The sequence below is a fragment of the Nodosilinea nodulosa PCC 7104 genome, from assembly GCF_000309385.1.
In the GTDB taxonomy this organism is placed as follows: Bacteria; Cyanobacteriota; Cyanobacteriia; order Phormidesmidales; family Phormidesmidaceae; genus Nodosilinea; species Nodosilinea nodulosa.
This window is the reverse complement of sequence record NZ_JH976538.1, coordinates 172,890-189,025: the sequence shown is the minus strand read 5'-3', so window position 1 is coordinate 189,025 and position 16,136 is coordinate 172,890. Positions and strand designations below refer to the sequence as shown.

General features: G+C 56.5%; 17 protein-coding genes and 2 pseudogenes. 5 read left to right on the top strand and 14 right to left on the bottom strand.

All coding sequences use genetic code 11. The features are described from left to right. Nucleotides 1–176, bottom strand: a pseudogene (locus LEPTO7104_RS41980) (IS4 family transposase); the annotation flags it as partial. 168 nt (nt 177–344) lie between these two features. Next, nucleotides 345–1,454, bottom strand: a complete 1,110-nt coding sequence (gene gcvT / locus LEPTO7104_RS0129080) for a glycine cleavage system aminomethyltransferase GcvT (RefSeq protein ID WP_017302099.1) — start codon at nt 1,452–1,454, stop codon at nt 345–347. Nucleotides 1,455–1,656: 202 nt separating this feature from the next. On the opposite strand from gcvT, the gene LEPTO7104_RS37600 reads away from it, so the two are divergent. Further along, entirely contained in the window at nt 1,657–2,466 is an 810-nt protein-coding gene (locus LEPTO7104_RS37600; protein ID WP_017302098.1) for a GGDEF domain-containing protein, read from the top strand. A gap of 16 nt (nt 2,467–2,482) precedes the next feature. Here LEPTO7104_RS37600 and LEPTO7104_RS0129070 read toward each other — a convergent pair whose 3' ends face one another. Together LEPTO7104_RS0129070 and LEPTO7104_RS0129065 are read right to left on the bottom strand one after the other, a co-directional pair. Beyond that, the gene (locus LEPTO7104_RS0129070; protein ID WP_026073118.1) at nt 2,483–3,025 is read right to left on the bottom strand and encodes a transposase; all 543 of its coding nucleotides are present in this window, start codon (nt 3,023–3,025) and stop codon (nt 2,483–2,485) included. A 2-nt stretch (nt 3,026–3,027) separates the two neighbouring features. Beyond that, the gene (locus LEPTO7104_RS0129065; RefSeq protein ID WP_017302097.1) at nt 3,028–3,336 is read right to left on the bottom strand and encodes a transposase; all 309 of its coding nucleotides are present in this window, start codon (nt 3,334–3,336) and stop codon (nt 3,028–3,030) included. Nucleotides 3,337–3,622: 286 nt separating this feature from the next. Between LEPTO7104_RS0129065 and LEPTO7104_RS0129060 the strand changes: the two genes are divergently transcribed. Beyond that, nucleotides 3,623–4,183: a metal-binding protein gene (locus LEPTO7104_RS0129060; protein WP_017302096.1), complete on the top strand. Its 561-nt coding sequence runs from the start codon at nt 3,623–3,625 to the stop codon at nt 4,181–4,183. A gap of 141 nt (nt 4,184–4,324) precedes the next feature. Here the strand turns inward: LEPTO7104_RS0129060 and nadB are convergent, their stop codons facing one another. From nadB to LEPTO7104_RS39620, 3 genes are all read right to left on the bottom strand, one after another. Then, nucleotides 4,325–6,010: an L-aspartate oxidase gene (gene nadB / locus LEPTO7104_RS0129055; RefSeq protein WP_017302095.1), complete on the bottom strand. Its 1,686-nt coding sequence runs from the start codon at nt 6,008–6,010 to the stop codon at nt 4,325–4,327. A gap of 161 nt (nt 6,011–6,171) precedes the next feature. Further along, the gene (gene psbU, locus LEPTO7104_RS0129050) at nt 6,172–6,603 is read right to left on the bottom strand and encodes a photosystem II complex extrinsic protein PsbU (RefSeq protein WP_017302094.1); all 432 of its coding nucleotides are present in this window, start codon (nt 6,601–6,603) and stop codon (nt 6,172–6,174) included. 207 nt (nt 6,604–6,810) lie between these two features. Next, complete coding sequence (locus tag LEPTO7104_RS39620) at nt 6,811–7,245, bottom strand: hypothetical protein (protein ID WP_155523974.1); 435 nt, start codon at nt 7,243–7,245, stop codon at nt 6,811–6,813. 185 nt (nt 7,246–7,430) lie between these two features. Between LEPTO7104_RS39620 and folD the strand changes: the two genes are divergently transcribed. The 3 genes from folD (at nt 7,431) to LEPTO7104_RS0129030 (ending at nt 9,786) form a co-directional block, all read left to right on the top strand. Further along, the gene (gene folD, locus LEPTO7104_RS0129040; RefSeq protein ID WP_017302092.1) at nt 7,431–8,291 is read left to right on the top strand and encodes a bifunctional methylenetetrahydrofolate dehydrogenase/methenyltetrahydrofolate cyclohydrolase FolD; all 861 of its coding nucleotides are present in this window, start codon (nt 7,431–7,433) and stop codon (nt 8,289–8,291) included. Between the two features lie 95 nt (nt 8,292–8,386). Further along, nucleotides 8,387–9,316, top strand: a complete 930-nt coding sequence (gene crtE, locus LEPTO7104_RS0129035) for a geranylgeranyl diphosphate synthase CrtE (RefSeq protein WP_017302091.1) — start codon at nt 8,387–8,389, stop codon at nt 9,314–9,316. Nucleotides 9,317–9,330: 14 nt separating this feature from the next. After that, nucleotides 9,331–9,786 carry a divergent PAP2 family protein gene (locus LEPTO7104_RS0129030; RefSeq protein WP_017302090.1) on the top strand — a complete coding sequence of 152 codons (456 nt, stop codon included), beginning with the start codon at nt 9,331–9,333 and terminating at the stop codon, nt 9,784–9,786. Between the two features lie 68 nt (nt 9,787–9,854). Here LEPTO7104_RS0129030 and LEPTO7104_RS41350 read toward each other — a convergent pair whose 3' ends face one another. The 7 genes and pseudogenes from LEPTO7104_RS41350 to LEPTO7104_RS40680 form a co-directional block, all read right to left on the bottom strand. Further along, on the bottom strand, nt 9,855–10,583 hold the full coding sequence (locus LEPTO7104_RS41350) for a hypothetical protein (RefSeq protein ID WP_017302089.1): 729 nt from the start codon (nt 10,581–10,583) through the stop codon (nt 9,855–9,857). A 311-nt stretch (nt 10,584–10,894) separates the two neighbouring features. Further along, nucleotides 10,895–11,005: pseudogene (locus tag LEPTO7104_RS43925) on the bottom strand (HNH endonuclease); the annotation flags it as partial. Beyond that, entirely contained in the window at nt 10,992–11,285 is a 294-nt protein-coding gene (locus LEPTO7104_RS0129020) for a hypothetical protein (RefSeq protein WP_017302088.1), read from the bottom strand. The pseudogene LEPTO7104_RS43925 and the gene LEPTO7104_RS0129020, both read right to left, overlap by 14 nt. A 499-nt stretch (nt 11,286–11,784) precedes the next feature. Next, nucleotides 11,785–14,343: a hypothetical protein gene (locus LEPTO7104_RS0129015; protein WP_017302087.1), complete on the bottom strand. Its 2,559-nt coding sequence runs from the start codon at nt 14,341–14,343 to the stop codon at nt 11,785–11,787. Then, nucleotides 14,301–14,690 carry a hypothetical protein gene (locus LEPTO7104_RS40685; RefSeq protein ID WP_155523972.1) on the bottom strand — a complete coding sequence of 130 codons (390 nt, stop codon included), beginning with the start codon at nt 14,688–14,690 and terminating at the stop codon, nt 14,301–14,303. The genes LEPTO7104_RS0129015 and LEPTO7104_RS40685 overlap by 43 nt, the downstream gene beginning before the upstream one ends. Continuing rightward, nucleotides 14,662–14,964, bottom strand: a complete 303-nt coding sequence (locus tag LEPTO7104_RS0129010) for a hypothetical protein (RefSeq protein ID WP_155523971.1) — start codon at nt 14,962–14,964, stop codon at nt 14,662–14,664. Before LEPTO7104_RS0129010 ends, LEPTO7104_RS40685 begins: the two co-directional genes overlap by 29 nt. Before the next feature lie 120 nt (nt 14,965–15,084). Continuing rightward, nucleotides 15,085–15,297, bottom strand: a complete 213-nt coding sequence (locus LEPTO7104_RS40680) for a hypothetical protein (protein ID WP_155523970.1) — start codon at nt 15,295–15,297, stop codon at nt 15,085–15,087. Nucleotides 15,298–16,136 lie beyond the last annotated feature (839 nt).

Genomic DNA, 16,136 nt, shown 5'->3' with positions numbered 1-16,136 from the left:
CGCTGTAAGTTGCGTTTTCGACTTTGATACTGAATCGGCTGAGGAAAGACGCTGGCTAACACCGAGAGTTTGACCTGTCGGTGGGCCTGTAGCAATAGCAACAACAGCTGCAAGGTCAAGTACTGGGCTTCACTCAGGTGGGTGCGAAGGGTGGTTTGGTAGAATGCAGGAAACATATTGATTAGGGGGAGCCGCATTGGGGTTCCCTATTTTTTTGCCCCTCCATTGTCTCAAACCCTTATACCGTATGATGTTGATGGCCCTTGTCACCCGTTAAGGCAAAATTCAGACGCCCACTATTTCTGCCATCCCCTCATCCCCCCATCCCCTCATCACCCCATCACTCACTTCGCCCGATAAAACGGCCGTTTCACCACCGTGGCAGCCTGGGGTTCGCCGCGCACTCCGACCTCCAGGGACTGCCCAACTTTGGCCAAGGGGGCGGCGACGTAGGCCAGGGCAATGGGAATATTCAGAGTGGGGGCCAGGGTGCCGCTGGTGACGATGCCGACGCGATCGCCCTGGTGCAGCACGGGGTAGCCGTGGCGGGCAATGTGACGCCCCGCCATGGCCAGCCCCACCAGGCGGCGGCTGACTCCCTGAGTTTTTTGGGCCTCTAGCAGCGATCGCCCGATAAAATCCCCTTTTTCGTCCAGGTGTACCAGCCAGCCCAGGCCTGCCTCTAGAGGACTGGTGGTATCGTCAATGTCCTGGCCGTAGAGGGCCATGGCGGCCTCTAGGCGCAGGGTGTCGCGGGCGCCGAGGCCGCAGGGGGCCACCCCTGCCTCGGCCAGGGTTTGCCACAGGGCCAGGGCGGTGGCGGGGTCGGTCATAATCTCAAAGCCGTCTTCACCGGTATAGCCGGTGCGGGCAAGCCAGGCGAGCTGGCCCAGGAGCGCCGTATCGCGGTGGGCAAAGCGGCCCAGACTGGCCAGGTCATGGACGGTGTGGGGCTGGAGCAGGGCGGCGGCGGCCGGCCCCTGGAGGGAGATCAGGGCGCGATCGCGCGATTCGTCCACCAGCTCAATGCCGCTGCCAGCGAGGTGGTCGAGTAGCCAGGTTTTGTCCTTATCGGTGGTGGCGGCGTTGACGATCAGCGCTACGGTTTCGGCATCGCTTGCCCCACTGCCCGCGCGGGGTGACTTGAGGTAGACAATTAAATCGTCGATGATGCCGCCCTCGGCGTTGAGCAACACCGTGTACTGGGCCTGCCCCTGGGTGAGCCGATCTAGGTTGGAGGGCACCAGCCGCTGCAGGGCGGCAATCACCCCCGGCCCCCGCAGCTCAAACTTGCCCATGTGGGAAATGTCAAACATCCCGGCGCGATCGCGCACCGCCTGGTGCTCCTGCTTAATGCCGCCAAACTGAACGGGCATCGACCACCCGGCAAATTCGGTCATGCGCGCCTTCTGCTTAAGGCAGGCAGAGTACAGGGGGGTTTGCAGCAAAGCCATGGATGGGAACCTTAAAATGATTCAGAGTGTACCGAGAAAATCGTAGACTTTTCAGCCCTTCTACTGTCGCAGCTCCATGGTTTTTAGGCCAGGGTAAAGATGGGTGCTGCGTTCCGTGCTATTCGCCAATGGGTAAAGCCAGTGGCGTGAGCCCAGTGGCCCCGCAACGGTTTGACAGCTGTTTTCCCGTAGTGTGCATCCCATGATTGCCCTTATGCCCCACGGCACCTGCTTCCTTTGGGATCCGTGGCTGACGTCGCTGCACGTGGTAAGCGATCTGGCCGTGCTAGTGGCCTACTTCTCTATTCCGCTGCTGCTGCTGCTCCACCGAGAGCATATCGATGCCCAGATTCGCCCGGTGATGCTGCTGTTTGCCGCCTTTATCTTCAGCTGCGGCATTGGCCACGGCCTGCGCGCGTGGAATATTTGGCACGCCAACTACTGGATTGAGGGGGGGTGGACGTTAGTCACCGCCAGTGTCAGCCTATACACCGCCTGGCAGCTCCAGGGGCTGGTTCCCCGACTGCTCAACACCCATCGCGATCTGGTCATTACCCGCGAGCTAATCAAGCAGGATCCCCTGACGGGCATTGCCAATCGCCGGGGCCTGGAGGCAGCTCTGTCCAGCCTTACCTACCAGCCCAGCGCTATGGCCCACAGCCTAATTTTGATTGACCTGGACGGCTTTAAAGGTATCAACGATACCTACGGTCACAGCATGGGCGATCAGCTCCTGCGGAGAGTCGGTGAAGTGCTGCGGGGGCAGAGTCGGGCGATTGATTTGGCGGCTCGCCTGGGCGGCGACGAGTTTGCCCTGCTGCTGGTGGGCTGCTCCCTGACGGAGGCGATGGACAAAGCCGAGATCATTCGGCGGCACATTCAGCAGATCAAGCTGCCCGGTCTGGAGCAAGCCAGCGATCGCTCGCCGATCTCCGCCAGTATTGGGGTTAGCAACCTGACCTCTGGCCAGGAGCTGGCCCAGAGCTACCAAAAGGCCGACGAGGCTCTATAGAACCCATTTGAGATCTCTACGTAGCGGTTGCAAGCCGCTTGAGCATTAGCCGAACGAAGCATAGATTCAGCTGGGTGGTGGCATTGGCCAAGGTTCTCTCAAAGTTCTTGACCAAGCTCTTGCAGCGTTCCATCCAAGCATTGGAACGCTCCACAACCCAGCGGGCTACCACGGGCACAAATCCCGTCTGACCTGCCGCCGTTTTTTCTGCTTTGGACGGCTTCGGCGACCGCTCGAACTTAATCTTTCGCATAATCTGCGGATAGACCGTTTCGAGGGCCTGTCGCAACGCGTCCGGATGATAGCCGTGGTCTACCAGGATCGTTATCTTGGGGATATTGACGGGCTTTGAGCGAAAGTAGTCGATATTTTGCGTCAGCAATTGAATCAACCCAGCGTCATCGGACAGGTTCGCCGGGGTGCAGAGGGTAAAAAAGGGAAATCCAAGGGTATCGACGGCTAGATGGCGCTTGATGCCATTCGTCGCTTTGTAGAAGCAGAAGCCTTTGGCGTCCACACTGGCGTTACAGGTATTTTTGACGGCTTGGGAGTCAATGATAATTAATCTGGTCCATTTGGGCTTTTTTTTACCTGGGTGCGCACCTGCTCATGCAAAACCGTCATCAGTTTCTCAATCGTGCCCGCCTCTCGCCACTGCTTGTAGTGCCAATAAACGGTTGAATAAGGAGGCAGATCTTTGGGCAAGTCTTCCCAATTGCAGCCGTTCTTAAGGCGATAGAGGATCCCATCAATCAGGGCTCGATAGCTCCAACTCAGGGGACGAGTCTTGTGTTTCGGGGGCAAGACCTCAGGCAACAGAGGCTCAAGGATGTCCCATTCCGCATCGGTCAGACTACTCGAATAGGCCATGGTTACTGGTATAGACGTCACCTCAATTTTCGCCTAATCGCTAAAAGATCTCAAATGGGCTCTATATAAGGCCAAACAAAACGGCAAGAACCAGATCAACGTGGCTCCGTAAAGCCCAATCCAGCCCACCGGGTTGAGCCAGCCTTGACAACGGCTGTCCGGCCCTCCCGCTATTTCCTGCCCTGATTCGTCCTGAGATTCGGCTGGGCCAAGACCGTCCGCTCCGCCCATGGGTAGACCGGGCAGCCCCCTTGCCATTGGCCCTAAATCCTGGTACATCTGTGCCATGTCTTCAGGCCGTACCCACGATCGCATCACGCTCTGGGCCTTGCCCCTGGTGGTTTTAGTGGCCTTTCAGGTCACCCTCAGCGGCTGGCTCACGGCGGTGGTTTGCCTGGGGTTTATGCTGGGCGGCTGGGTGCTTGGCCCCGATCTAGATATTCACTCTGTGCAGTACAAACGCTGGGGCTGGCTGCGCTGGATCTGGCTGCCCTACCGGGGCCGCATCCGCCACCGATCGCGCTGGTCCCACGGGCCGCTGATCGGCACCGCCGTGCGGGTGCTGTACCTGTCGCTGTGGCTGAGCCTGGGCGGCATCATCGCGGTCGATCTGCTCAACAGCGCCCAGCGCACCGCCCTCAGCTGGGGCGATCTGGCCGGTGGTCTGCGCTGGGTGCTGGTGACCTACTGGCCCTGGTGGCTGGCCTTGGTTGTGGGGCTTGAGCTGGGTGCCCTCAGCCACTACGTTGCCGACTGGCTCTCCTCAGCGGCGAAGAAAAAGCGGCGTAAGACCAGGCCTAAGCCTAAGCTGAAGCGGCGAGCGTCGAGGTCGGTGAAGCGGCGGTAGGGGTGCGTGAGGCGTGGGGCGTGGGGGCGTTGGAGCGTGAGTGTTGGAGCGTGGGGGCGTGGGGGTGGGTGAGCGGTAATTTTAAGGGTGTGGAGTCTGGGCTCCAAAATCCAAAATCGCTAATCTAAAATCACCGCCAGGCTAGGGCTGAATAATGGGGGATTTCTGCCAGCGATCGCGCTCTACCACCGTATGCACCTGCCATTCAGCAATGGTTTGGGGGTAGTCTTGGCGGAAGTGTCCGCCTCGGCTTTCGGTGCGAAAGACAGCGCTGTTGAGAATCAGCCAGGCGATGTCGTGGAGGTTGCACAACTCGCCCCAGGTGCGCAACAGCTGCCAGCTGAGGGTTTCGGGCAGTGGATAGGCTGTCCCAGCGGGCAGGGCGCGCAGGGCGTGCCAGGGATGTTGCTGCATCTCGGTGCGCCACTGGCTCAGGGCGGCGATCGCATCCTCCAGTCTGGTCCGGTCGCGGCTAATGGCTGCCGCCTCCCACATCAGCTGGGTCAGTCTCGCGCGCTGTTCTCGCAGGGTAGCCCAGGTCTCGGCGCTGCTGCTCTTGGCCCAGCGCAGGTCTGGCTCCCCTGCGGCGGGCATGGCTGCGTCTGGGGCCGCTGGGGTGGCGGAGTCTAGGACCAGCGGCAGGTGGGCCAATTCCGCCCCGTAGACCAGGCACTCTAGCAGCGAGTTACTGGCCAGTCGGTTGGCGCCGTGCACCCCTGTGCTGGCATTTTCGCCCACTGCATAAAGCCCTGGAATGGAGGTCTGGCTGTGGATATCGGTGGTAATGCCCCCCATCCAGTAGTGGGCGGCGGGGGAAACCGGCACCAGCTGGGTCAGCGGATCGCAGCCCCAGGTGCGGCACACCTGGAGGATATTGGGAAAGCGGTACTGGATGCGATCGCGCGGAATTGGCCGCAGATCGAGCCAAACCTGGCGATCGCCGGTTTTTTGCAGGTGGTGAAAAATGGCCCGGCTGACCACATCGCGGGGGGCCAGTTCGCCGTCGGGGTGGTAGTCAAAGGCAAAGCGATCGCCCCGGCTGTCCACCAGGTGGGCACCTTCGCCCCGCACCGCCTCACTGATCAAAAAGGGAGGGGCTCCGGCCTGGGCCAGGGAGGTAGGGTGAAATTGGACGAATTCTAGATCTCGCAGCTGTGCCCCCGCCCGCCAGGCCATCGCCACCCCGTCGCCCGTGCTGGCGGCGGGGTTGGTGGTTTGGGCATAGACCTGGCCGCCGCCGCCGGTGGCCAGCACTGTCGCCTGGGCCGACAGCCAGCAAAGCCGCTGGTCGTACACCACCGCAGCGCCCCTACAACGCCCCCCGTCTAGCCACAGGTCAAGGGCAAAGGCCTGCTCAAAGACGGTGATGTTGGCCTGCTGAAGCACCGCTTCCGCCAGAATCGACACGATGGCACGTCCGGTCGTGTCGGCGGCATGGAGCACGCGGCGGCGCGAGTGGGCCGCCTCCAGGGTCATGGCCAAGTCGCCTGCGGTGCGGTCAAAGGCGACCCCCAGGTTGACCAATCGCTCAATGCATTGGGCCGCATGGCTGGCCAAATGCTCTACGGCCTCAGGCTCACACAGCCCAGCCCCAGCGACCAGAGTATCGGCCACATGCAGCGATACCGCATCGTCGGCGCCGATGGCGGCGGCAATGCCCCCCTGGGCCCAGTCGCTAGCCGAAATTGACAGGTTGTCTTTGGTGACCAGCCCAATCCGCCACTGGGGGGGAATCGACAGTGCGGCGTACAGTCCAGCGGCCCCTCCCCCAATTACCAACACATCAAAGTGGTGGGGCTGGGCAGAGGCTAAATCAGGCTTGGTCAAGGGTATCTCCCCAAGATGATCCAAAGGGTTTAGATACTCAAAGCCCTGGCCTGTCACCATTGACCTCTACGGTCAACTCGACCAGCCAGGGCCGCTGAGCTAAGGCAAGGAATGAACTCTATTGCCTATGCCTACTTGTAAATTGCCTACTTGTAAACTGCCTACTTGTAGACGCCGTTATTAAACCGATCGGCCCCTTCCACAAGGGCGGGGTCAACGCTGGTAACGGTGAAGTTGTCGAGATTAGTCCGCAGAATGTTGATCTGCTGCTCGCTCAGGCCAGGCAAATCTAGAACATCGTCTACGCTCTCGTAGGGTGCGTTGAGCAAAATTTTGCGGGCCAGAGTGGGATACAGGCCAGGATAGTTTCTAAAGCTCTGCACGTTAGCGTTGTTTAGATCGAGCTTAGAACCGTACTCGGTCTTTAGCTTGGCGTCGACCGCATTCCCCGAGGAAGATGCCGCCAGCCAGGTCATAGCCTCAAGGGGGGCGCTAAAGAGGTCTGCCCCAGAGATGGGCTGCGCTACAGCAGGGCTACTCACCCAGCCCAATAGCACCGCCAGCGCAACGAGTAGGCCAACCAGTTGTTTCATTTACCCTAATCCTCTCCTACCAGTGTGAATGTCTATACACAGCATTTCTAAGAGACTACCATCTTCCATGCCCCTACAACGGGGCCTCCCAACGGAGCCAGAGGACTGGGGACAATTTTGGGCGATCGCAAGCCAATTCTCCATATCTCTGGGCCGCAGAGTTTTGAGGCTTTTGAAAGGTTGACGCCCCCAGCCTGCTGCCAGAGGCTACTCCTGGGGCAAACGCTCCAGTTCTTGGGCATAGTACTCGCCAATGTCCTGGCCCCGCAGCAAAATTTGCTCGTACTGAATCGCGGCCCGAATCGTCAGGGGGGTATCTACCTGGGGCGGGCTGGCGGCGCTCACCACCCAGATTGACCCCGACCCATCGGCGAGCTGGTATAGCCCCTGGCCCACCAGGGGCAGCTGACGCTTGACCACCCCGGCTAGATACACCGTTGAGCGATCGCTCTGGCCAATCTCAGCGATCGGGGTGACGGGGTCGAGCCAGGCCAGCCCCGGCCAGTTGCTGAGGCGATCGCGCCATCCGTAGCCCACCGTTGCGTCGAGGCTGGCCCCGCAGCTGGTCATCGCCACTACAGCTAAGCCAACCCCGCCCCCAATGACCCCATAGCGGGTAAACCAGCGCTTTAGGTTGTTCATCGTGCCTTCCATAGGAGTGAGATTACAGCACTTAACGGCGATCGCTGGCCCCAAAAGGCGCACCAGAGGAGCAAAATCTGAGACACTGGAAAGCGTCGGAACCCTCGGCTTTGGCCAACCCTGGCCAGGGGTCCCGATCCCGCTCTTTTCAAAATATCCGAGATACAGGTTAGCGCACCCCGGCCATGACCCTACTGCTCGACGGCAAAGCCCTGGCAAACCAGGTTCAAACTCAGCTAGCCCAGGAGATTCAGGCCCTTACCGCCCAGGGCTATCGACCTCCGGGGCTGGCGGTAGTGATGGTGGGGGATAACCCCGCCAGCGCCGTCTACGTGCGCAACAAGGAGCGGGCCTGCAAGCGGGTGGGCATTGCCTCCTACGGCAAGCACCTGCCCGCCACCGCCACCCAGGGCGAGGTGGCGGCCCTCCTCCAGCAGCTCAACGCCGACCCCAACGTCGACGGTATTTTGGTGCAGCTGCCCCTGCCCGATCACCTCGATGCCGTGGCCCTGCTCAACACCATCGACCCTGACAAAGACGCCGATGGCTTGCACCCCGTCAATCTGGGGCGGCTGGTGCGCGGCGAACCGGGCCTGCGCAGCTGCACCCCCTACGGCGTTATGCGGCTGCTAGAGGCCGCCAATATCAACCTGGTTGGGGCCAACGCATTGGTGGTAGGCCGCAGTATTCTGGTGGGCAAACCCATGGCCCTGATGCTGGTGGAAGCCAACGCCACCGTCACCCTGGCCCATTCTCACACCGTCGATTTGCCCGCGCTGATGCGGCAAGCTGATATTCTAGTGGCGGCGGTGGGACGCCCAGGTCTGATTACGGCTGTCGATATCAAACCTGACAGCGTGGTCATTGATGTGGGCATCAATCGGGTCGAGCAGCCCGACGGTTCAGCCCGCTTGGTGGGAGATGTTGACTTTGCCTCGGTGCAGCCGGTGGCAGGGGCCATTACCCCAGTGCCCGGTGGCGTTGGCCCCATGACCGTGGCCATGCTGCTGGAGAACACCGTCACCAGCTACCGCAGCCGCCTCTAAATTCAGGGATCTACCCTGGCCAAATTCATTCCAGTCTAAAATTTGTTCCAGTTTAAAACCGTTACCTATTTATTCTCAACCTGCCTGTTGCCGCTATGGTGCCCACCAACTCCGTCGATTCCAAACCGTCAACCGCTGGCCAGTTTGATCTAAAGGCCTACCTGGCGGAGCGGCGTCAGCAGGTAGAGGCTGCCCTCGATCAGGCCGTGGCCCTGCGCTACCCCGAAACCCTCTACGAGGCCATGCGCTACTCGCTGCTGGCCGGGGGCAAGCGCCTGCGGCCCATTCTCTGCCTGGCCACCTGTGAACTGGCAGGCGGCAGTACAGCGCTGGCTATGCCCACCGCCTGCGCCCTGGAGATGATCCACACCATGTCGCTGATCCACGACGATCTGCCCGCCATGGACAACGACGACTACCGCCGGGGTCGCCTCACCAACCACAAGGTCTACGGTGAAGATGTGGCGATTTTGACCGGCGACGCCCTGCTCACCTACGCCTTTGAGCATGTGGCAACCCAAACCCAGGGGGCGGACCCAAACCAGGTGCTGCGGGTGGTTGCCGGGCTGGGTAAGGCGGTCGGCGGTGAAGGGCTGGTGGGAGGCCAAATTGTCGATCTGGCCAGCGAGGGCAACCCGGACGTCACCCTGGAAACGCTGACCTACATTCACAATCACAAGACGGCGGCGCTGCTCGAAATTTCGGTAACCTCCGGGGCCATGCTGGCTGGGGCCAGCGAGGACGATATCGACCATCTGCGTCAGTACGCCCAGCGCATTGGTCTGGCCTTTCAAATCGTAGATGACATTCTCGACATCACCTCTACGCCCGAAACCCTGGGTAAGTCGGTGGGCAAGGATATTACCGCCCAAAAGGTGACCTACCCCAGCCTCTGGGGCCTAGACGAATCGCGCCGCCAGGCCAGTCAGCTGATTGAGGCCGCTAAGGAAAGTCTGGCCGGGTTTGGCGATCTGCGCCTGCCGCTGCTGGCGATCGCAGATTTTATTGTTGCGCGCACCTACTAGGTTTGCCTGAGCCGATGGATAGTATTAGCGATATTCTCAACAACCACGTGCTGATTGTGGCGCTGATCGCCTGCCTCACGGCCCAGGTGCTCAAGGCCATTATTGAGCTGGTGCGCCACCGCAAGCTCAACCTGCGGGTGATGGTGGGTACCGGCGGTATGCCCAGCGCCCACTCGGCACTGGTGACGGCGCTGGCCTGCGGCATTGGTCAGACCCTGGGCTGGGCCAGCCCCCTGTTCGCGGCCACCTCGGTATTTTCAATTATTGTGATGTACGACGCGGCGGGGGTGCGCCAGGCGGCGGGCAAACAGGCCAAGGTGCTCAACCAAATTATTGACGAGCTGTTCCAGGAAAAGCCCGAGCTGCGGGAGGACCGGCTCAAAGAACTGCTGGGCCACACCCCTTTTCAGGTGATTGCTGGTTCAATTTTGGGGGTGATGATCTCGTATTTGGCCGCTCCGGCTTACTGATGGGTATTCTCGATTCCTTATGGGCAAATACCATCAGCCCATAAGGTTGTTCTTTACTGGGCCGTCAGCTACTGGGCCGTCAGCGCCACGGCGGGGGTCAGCATCACCACATCCTGGCTATCGACAATGAAGCCCGGAATGTTTAGGCTGGTCAGCACCGCCAGGGTGGAGGCCGCACCGTCGATGTCGGGGCTTTGGGCAATGAGCAGGTAGGCGCGCTGACGGTGTACCGCTAGCCCCACGGCCTGGCCCACCTGGCGCTGAATCGCGATCGCCGCTTCGGGCTGGTACTGATAGTCGACCAGCACCGCAAAGCCTTTGCCCAGGGGCTGGGGCGCGTAGGCCGTAGGGGTTGACTGCGCAGGCTGACTATTGCTGGGAGCAGTGCCCGCAGCTGGGGTGCCCGTAGCTGGGGTGCCCGTAGCTGGTGTACCTGTAGCTGGGGTGCCTGCGGCTGGGGTTCCCGTAGCTGGGGTGCCTGTAGCGGGAGGGGAAGGCTGGGCTGCGGTGGTGGCCGGACGAGCCACAAAGGCCTGAAAGCCCTCTACTTCGGTCATGTACTGGGCCCAGGCGTTGGCATTCTCCAGGTTGGTAAACCCGCCCGCCCGCACCACCGTATCGTTGAGGTAGTCGCAGACCATGACCGTACTGTTAGAGGGCAGCAGATCCTGCACCCGATTGCGCTCGGCCTCGGTGTTGCTGCGCACCAGCAGCAGGTACTCATTGGCCGAGGGGGGCGGGCAGGGCGGAAACTGGGCTTTTGCCGGATTCCAGAGCCCCAGCACGGGTGCCAGCATCAACCCCAAAACAACGGCCTGCGGCCTCAAACCCTGCCGCTGCCAAAGCTGTACTCGCGTTCTATTGCTCCGTTTCAAACCCTTTACCATTGCTTTCGTTACTGCCAAAGTCTGCCAGCGATTCTAGCCTAAACCGCCGATCGCTGAGCAGAGAATTCAGGTTTTGACTGTAATTTCATCGGCTGCGTCATCTACAACCAGGGGATGACGGGGCGGTGGGTGACCGAACGCAACCCTACTGGTTTTGTACAGGATCTTCTAGAGGGGGATGGCGATCCACCGTTTTGTCAGCGGCACGAATCGCCAAAATGCGTTCTCGATACATATTGCCACTGCTCTGAAGCATGGCAGTATTCACAAAGACAATTGGCTCGTTGTCGAACCTGTTGCTGAATTTCTGGGGGGAGTTTACTCCGCGCCATTGCTGCCGATAGTGTTTGGCTGGTTAAGGTAGAGGTTACGAATGGTGCGATTTACGAAGCTTAGGTAGTCGTCAATCTCTTCGTAGCGATCCAGTTCGGAGATTTCTTCTGGGCTAAGGTGGTCGTCTGCTTGCTTATCGAGTAAGGCTTCTATGCGCTGCTGAACGAGTTGAGAGGCCCGAAAGATAGGAATGCCGTCTTCCACCACAATGTTGACGGCCCCCTCGACGGGGAGAGAGGCCGGAAGGGTTTGAAGCTGAGGGGGAAGGAGGATGCTCATGGGGGTTATGCTAGCAGTTCTTTGCTGGGGTTATAACCCAGGTAGGAGCAGAGGTGTTATCGGGTTAAGTAAGCAAAGTAAAGCGAGAATTGTGCGAAGGTTTCAATGCTGCGGCTGCACAGCATCTTCCCCATGCTCTGCGTAGGAACGCCGTCCCTGGCGCTCCTGCGCCCCGGCATAGATGACGCCGGAGCGTCTAGGATACGTCTCGACGCTCTAGCGTCGGGACGATGAATATGCTTTTGAAGTGTGTAGAGTTTGGGAAAGAGTAAGTTTGGTGCGTCATTGCTTTGCGTGACGCACCAAACCTTGGTGGTGCAGAAAACTCCTGAAACCCTTATGAATAAAGGATTCTCACCGAGACAGCAATCTTGGAGTTTTTCAGGCAAACGAACGAAGGCAATGGGTTTCAGCCGCTGATTTGGCCGTCCAGATCATCCAGCATGAGACTCAAAAAAGTTTTCTGCACCACTAAGCGCACCAAACTTACTCTTCATTTTCATTCAACGTCCAGATAATCAAAGCGGCCGAGCCGTAATAGATTTTCCCTTGCACGTTCAGCGTTTCCTCGGACCTGAGAATCCTTAGCATTCAGCCCTGCCTTCAAGATCGGCTTAGCCTCGTCAACTGAAATATACATCTGGGTACCTTGATCCATAGCATCCGTAATTTTTGCGAAGGATTCGACAGCTAGTGCTAAGTGATTCGGAAGCAGTTTACTTATGGCTCTCAACTGAAGTGAAAGTCCAACAGCCTTTACCAGTCCAAGGTCTAGAATTTTCAAATACGCTTGCAAACGCCAGTCAGGATCAAGGCATTCGGCATCCAACCAAAAGGTAAATTCCTGAAGCTCCAGCGGTTCAGCGGCTTCAAAGCGCCAATCGAAAAAAGCGATAATGCGTTCAGTCAGCGCCTTACCTAGTTGCTTGCCACTATTTCTCAGTGATTGACCAACATGATTGAAGAGTTGACCCCAGCGTTTGCGGTCGTCTTTGGTCTTGTTATAAAAGCGCTCAAGCAGGCTTTCATCACCTGTTAGTGGGTAGACCTCCCAAAGGTAGTAGGCGAAAAGGTGCTGACCCAGTCTATCAACAAGCTCCTTGCCGTTGCCTTTTTCGGTCGCCAGGATCTTGAGGTTCTCTATTGCGTATTCAAATTCATCTTGAAGAATTTCAAATGTCAGCTTGGCCGGGCTGTTAAAGCGAATGTAACTGCCGAAGGCATCCCACCAAACAGATTCATTTGACTGTGGAAAAAAGAATTCTCGTTGCTGGGCGGCCCAATCCTGATTGAGAATGCAAATGTTTCCGAATTGCATCCCCAACAGCGCATGTTCAGGTCGAGTTAATGGGATTTCAGCATCCTCGGTTATACGTTTCTCGAGGATATCCGTCACCTCCGGCAAATTATCGTTTGGAAACTGACGGCGAACCCAGAAGCCGAAATTGACAAGGGATTCTAGTGCCCGACTGCGGGTGTTATTGATAGCCTCGGTAATGGGATCGTCATGGTTAAGCAGTACCGGACGGTCGCGATCGAGCCGCCAGTCAAACTGACAACACGCTTGTCGAAGCAGAGCGGCAAAGCCTTCCCTTGCGGCAATTGGCGCATCCGTATCCTTGTTCATGCATGCGTCAATGAAATCAACCACGGCCTGACGTGAACTGGCCCAGTCGGGATGGTCACGTGATTCGTCTCGCGGCTCGGTTTGCCCTTCCACTCGTGCCGTTTCCGGATGTGATAAAACCCATGCACAGAACTCAATCCATTGATCCAGGTTGTCGAAATTCTTTTCCTTCACAAGTTCGAGCATGGCCTTTAGCATTGCGGCAATATAGACTGGCCGTGCAATCTTGTCACGGTTCGCTATCCAGAAAGTAAGACGCTCGCCATCTTGCACAATCTTCTCTTTAAATAGGGACTGAAAGACGCCAGCAAGCGCAGAGATATTGATCTCAACTAGCCAATTGTCTTTGTCCCGATGCTCCTCGTTCCAGTCGTTCAAATAGGTCAGAAGCTCTTCATTCGTAAGGCTATCGAGATCCTCAGTAGATTTTGGGCTCTGGTAGCTTACGCTCCCAGCGGTTACCCCGCTGTAGGGTGAATAATTGTCATCAGTAATATCTTCAGCCTGAGCTTCGCCTTCCAACTCATCGAAATATTCTCGGATATCCCCGCCTAGCAGTGAGGCAAATGGACGTAGCTGCATGCGATGAAAGTGGTGCTGACGTTGTTGAAAGTTCTCTTCACTATATTGCTCGCCCATCCATTCACGAAAATCCTCTTTCGAAGGCCCACTGAGAATGGCTTCAAAAATCTCCTTTTGCTCGTCCTTACTGAGTAAGCGGAGGCCGAAGTGTTCACTGGCCTTACGGATCATCAATTGGAATTCGTAGTGGTGTTTCCATTTGGAATAGTCATCGTGACCGAGAATCTGCTCACGTATCCATGGGAGCGTTTGATCATTTGGATGTGATGCATAAAGATACTGCCGCAGACGTTTGAATACCTTCCAGCGATGGTTTCGCAACGCCTGATCTAGGGCGTCAATAGATTCCGGGGCTTTTTCATAGACCTGCTCACAGGCATAGGTTAGTGTCTGCACTAGGATTTCTCTCATATCCTGATAGTTTCGAGTCGGCCTATCTAGCCTCCGACACCAAGTTTCCGAATAGTCCTGGTCGCTCCCTTTTTCTAGATCGTCTGGATGCCTTTCTAGGCGGATCATGCTTGCCACCGCGTCAATCAAGATACGAGTAACCTGATACGGTTCTTGCTCGGCCAAGGGGCGAATACCTGTTTCAAGGATTTGCTGGTATTCCCACTGATCAAATATGGGGGTAGGTTCAAGTAGGGTTCCTAGAGAATTAGGTTCCTTTTTGCGGAGCTGTTGTTTATCCCGCATCCTTGAATCTTCCCGAAAAGGGATAAGCAATTTTGCAATCTCAAGTGCTTCATCAGTATTGCCCTGAACTATCCAATGTTGAAGTAATTCAGGATAGCGGTGGGCCAAAATCAGATTGTCAAGCTTGATGTATTCAACAAGCTTTGGAAGCAACTCTGCCGATTTTTTCCCTCCAACTTAAGGGCGATTGAAAGAAAATCCTCATAAACTCGTGGGTTATCTGTCTTTGGAAGAGATAAAATAATTTCAACTACTTGATCTGGTACTTCCTCTGCAATGGTAACTAAATAGCCCAACTCTGCCCAACGCTGATATTGCACATACCCGCCAGGTAACTGTTTCATTCCAGGAGGGTTATTAAAGTAGCCGCGTTCACGCAATGGCCCCACCCAAAGAGGGTTATTGAGTCTAGAGAAAAAGTACTGCCGATCTGTCTCTTTTTTGACAGAAGCTAGCACCTTTTCTATCATTTCATAGGTTGGTGGCTTCCAAGATTTCATTTAAATCCCTTAATCGATCATATTGGCTGCTGGCAGCTATGTAGAGATACCCATCCAAACAATTGAAATGCTTTATCAAGTCATCATCTGTCTCTGAACTAAAGGGTTTGTCACGAAGATGCGCGTGGCCCAGAAACCAGTCTTTTGCAGCTTTCCACTCGGAAAGAAAATTGTGAGGGATTTTATCTCTATCGGAGTAATCAAGAAATGTACTAAAAAACAGACCATCTGCATCTGAGCTTCGCATGCGGCCAGTCTTGTGTTCATCAATCAAAGTAGAGATCCTTTGGCATATTTTGATGGGTATGAGGTGCCCTTTCTCGATCACTTCAGGCAAAAGGTCATTACTTGAACGCCATTCATCTCGCCAGGCTTGCTGTAAGTTGTCAATATGCTATTGATATTGAACACGTTCCGATTTGATGCCCTTCACAGTTGATGCAAGGCGATTCATTAAGTCTCGTCCTGCATGGGCGACAAACGAAACGTAGCCTGCTGGTTTCTGATCTATAAGAATTGAGGCACCTTTATATGCCTCAGCAAACACTGGAAGGGCAAGATCATGATTCAGCCAATCATAGACGCGCTGCTGTTCTTTATTCAGCACAGTCTTCTACTCCTTCGGGGTCAATTTGAATTATAGCTTTGCGTTCATTGAAGGGGCAGTACATAGCCCACTGGATGCAGTTTAGCCAATACGGTTGAACTCCCAGCACACTTAGAATAAGATGCTCCTGCGGAGAATGGATCTAAATCAGGTTGCCACAGGTTTAGATCCGGTTCATAGGCAGTAGTGACATAAGGGGAATTCAACCCATCATAACGAAAAGATTCGGCTCTGCCGGGTCCAGTATGTTGGCCACAATGCTGATTTGCTGAAAGTCTCTGATGAATCTGATGAAAAGGATTTCAAGATATGCAAGCCGTTCTCAGCGGGAGCATCCCACTTTCGCGAAAACAGTGTCAGGGGGAGAATAGAGGGGTAGCTCAGGGACGACTCACCATGACCCCCGAAGACCAAAAGCGATTGGAAGCTTGTACAGCAGAGATTGCCGAGATTTTGTACCGCAATAGCAACCGAGACAGGCTCGATAGTCTGGAAGCATTGAGCAAACCGTGCGACAGCAGATGCTGGAGGAGGTCAGCCCTCGAGTCGCCGTTTTTTTGTCAACCAGCAAGCCTACCCGGCCCGAGGCCGGGTTCGCCGACTGAAGAGTTTGGTGGGTTTCCTCCAGATTCGTCAAAGCCAGGCAGAACAGTTAGGCGTAAAGGCTTACAGCCGTCTCAGTGGTGGCCTAGAGAAAGCCAACTTATATCAAGTCCGGCTAATCAACCCTAGAATGGATGATGGAGTTGCAAAACAGGTATAACGCGAGATGGGGCGTCGACTGAAGCTAGAACCACATTTGACCATTGAGGAACTGGAACAGTGCTATAAATCGGCTA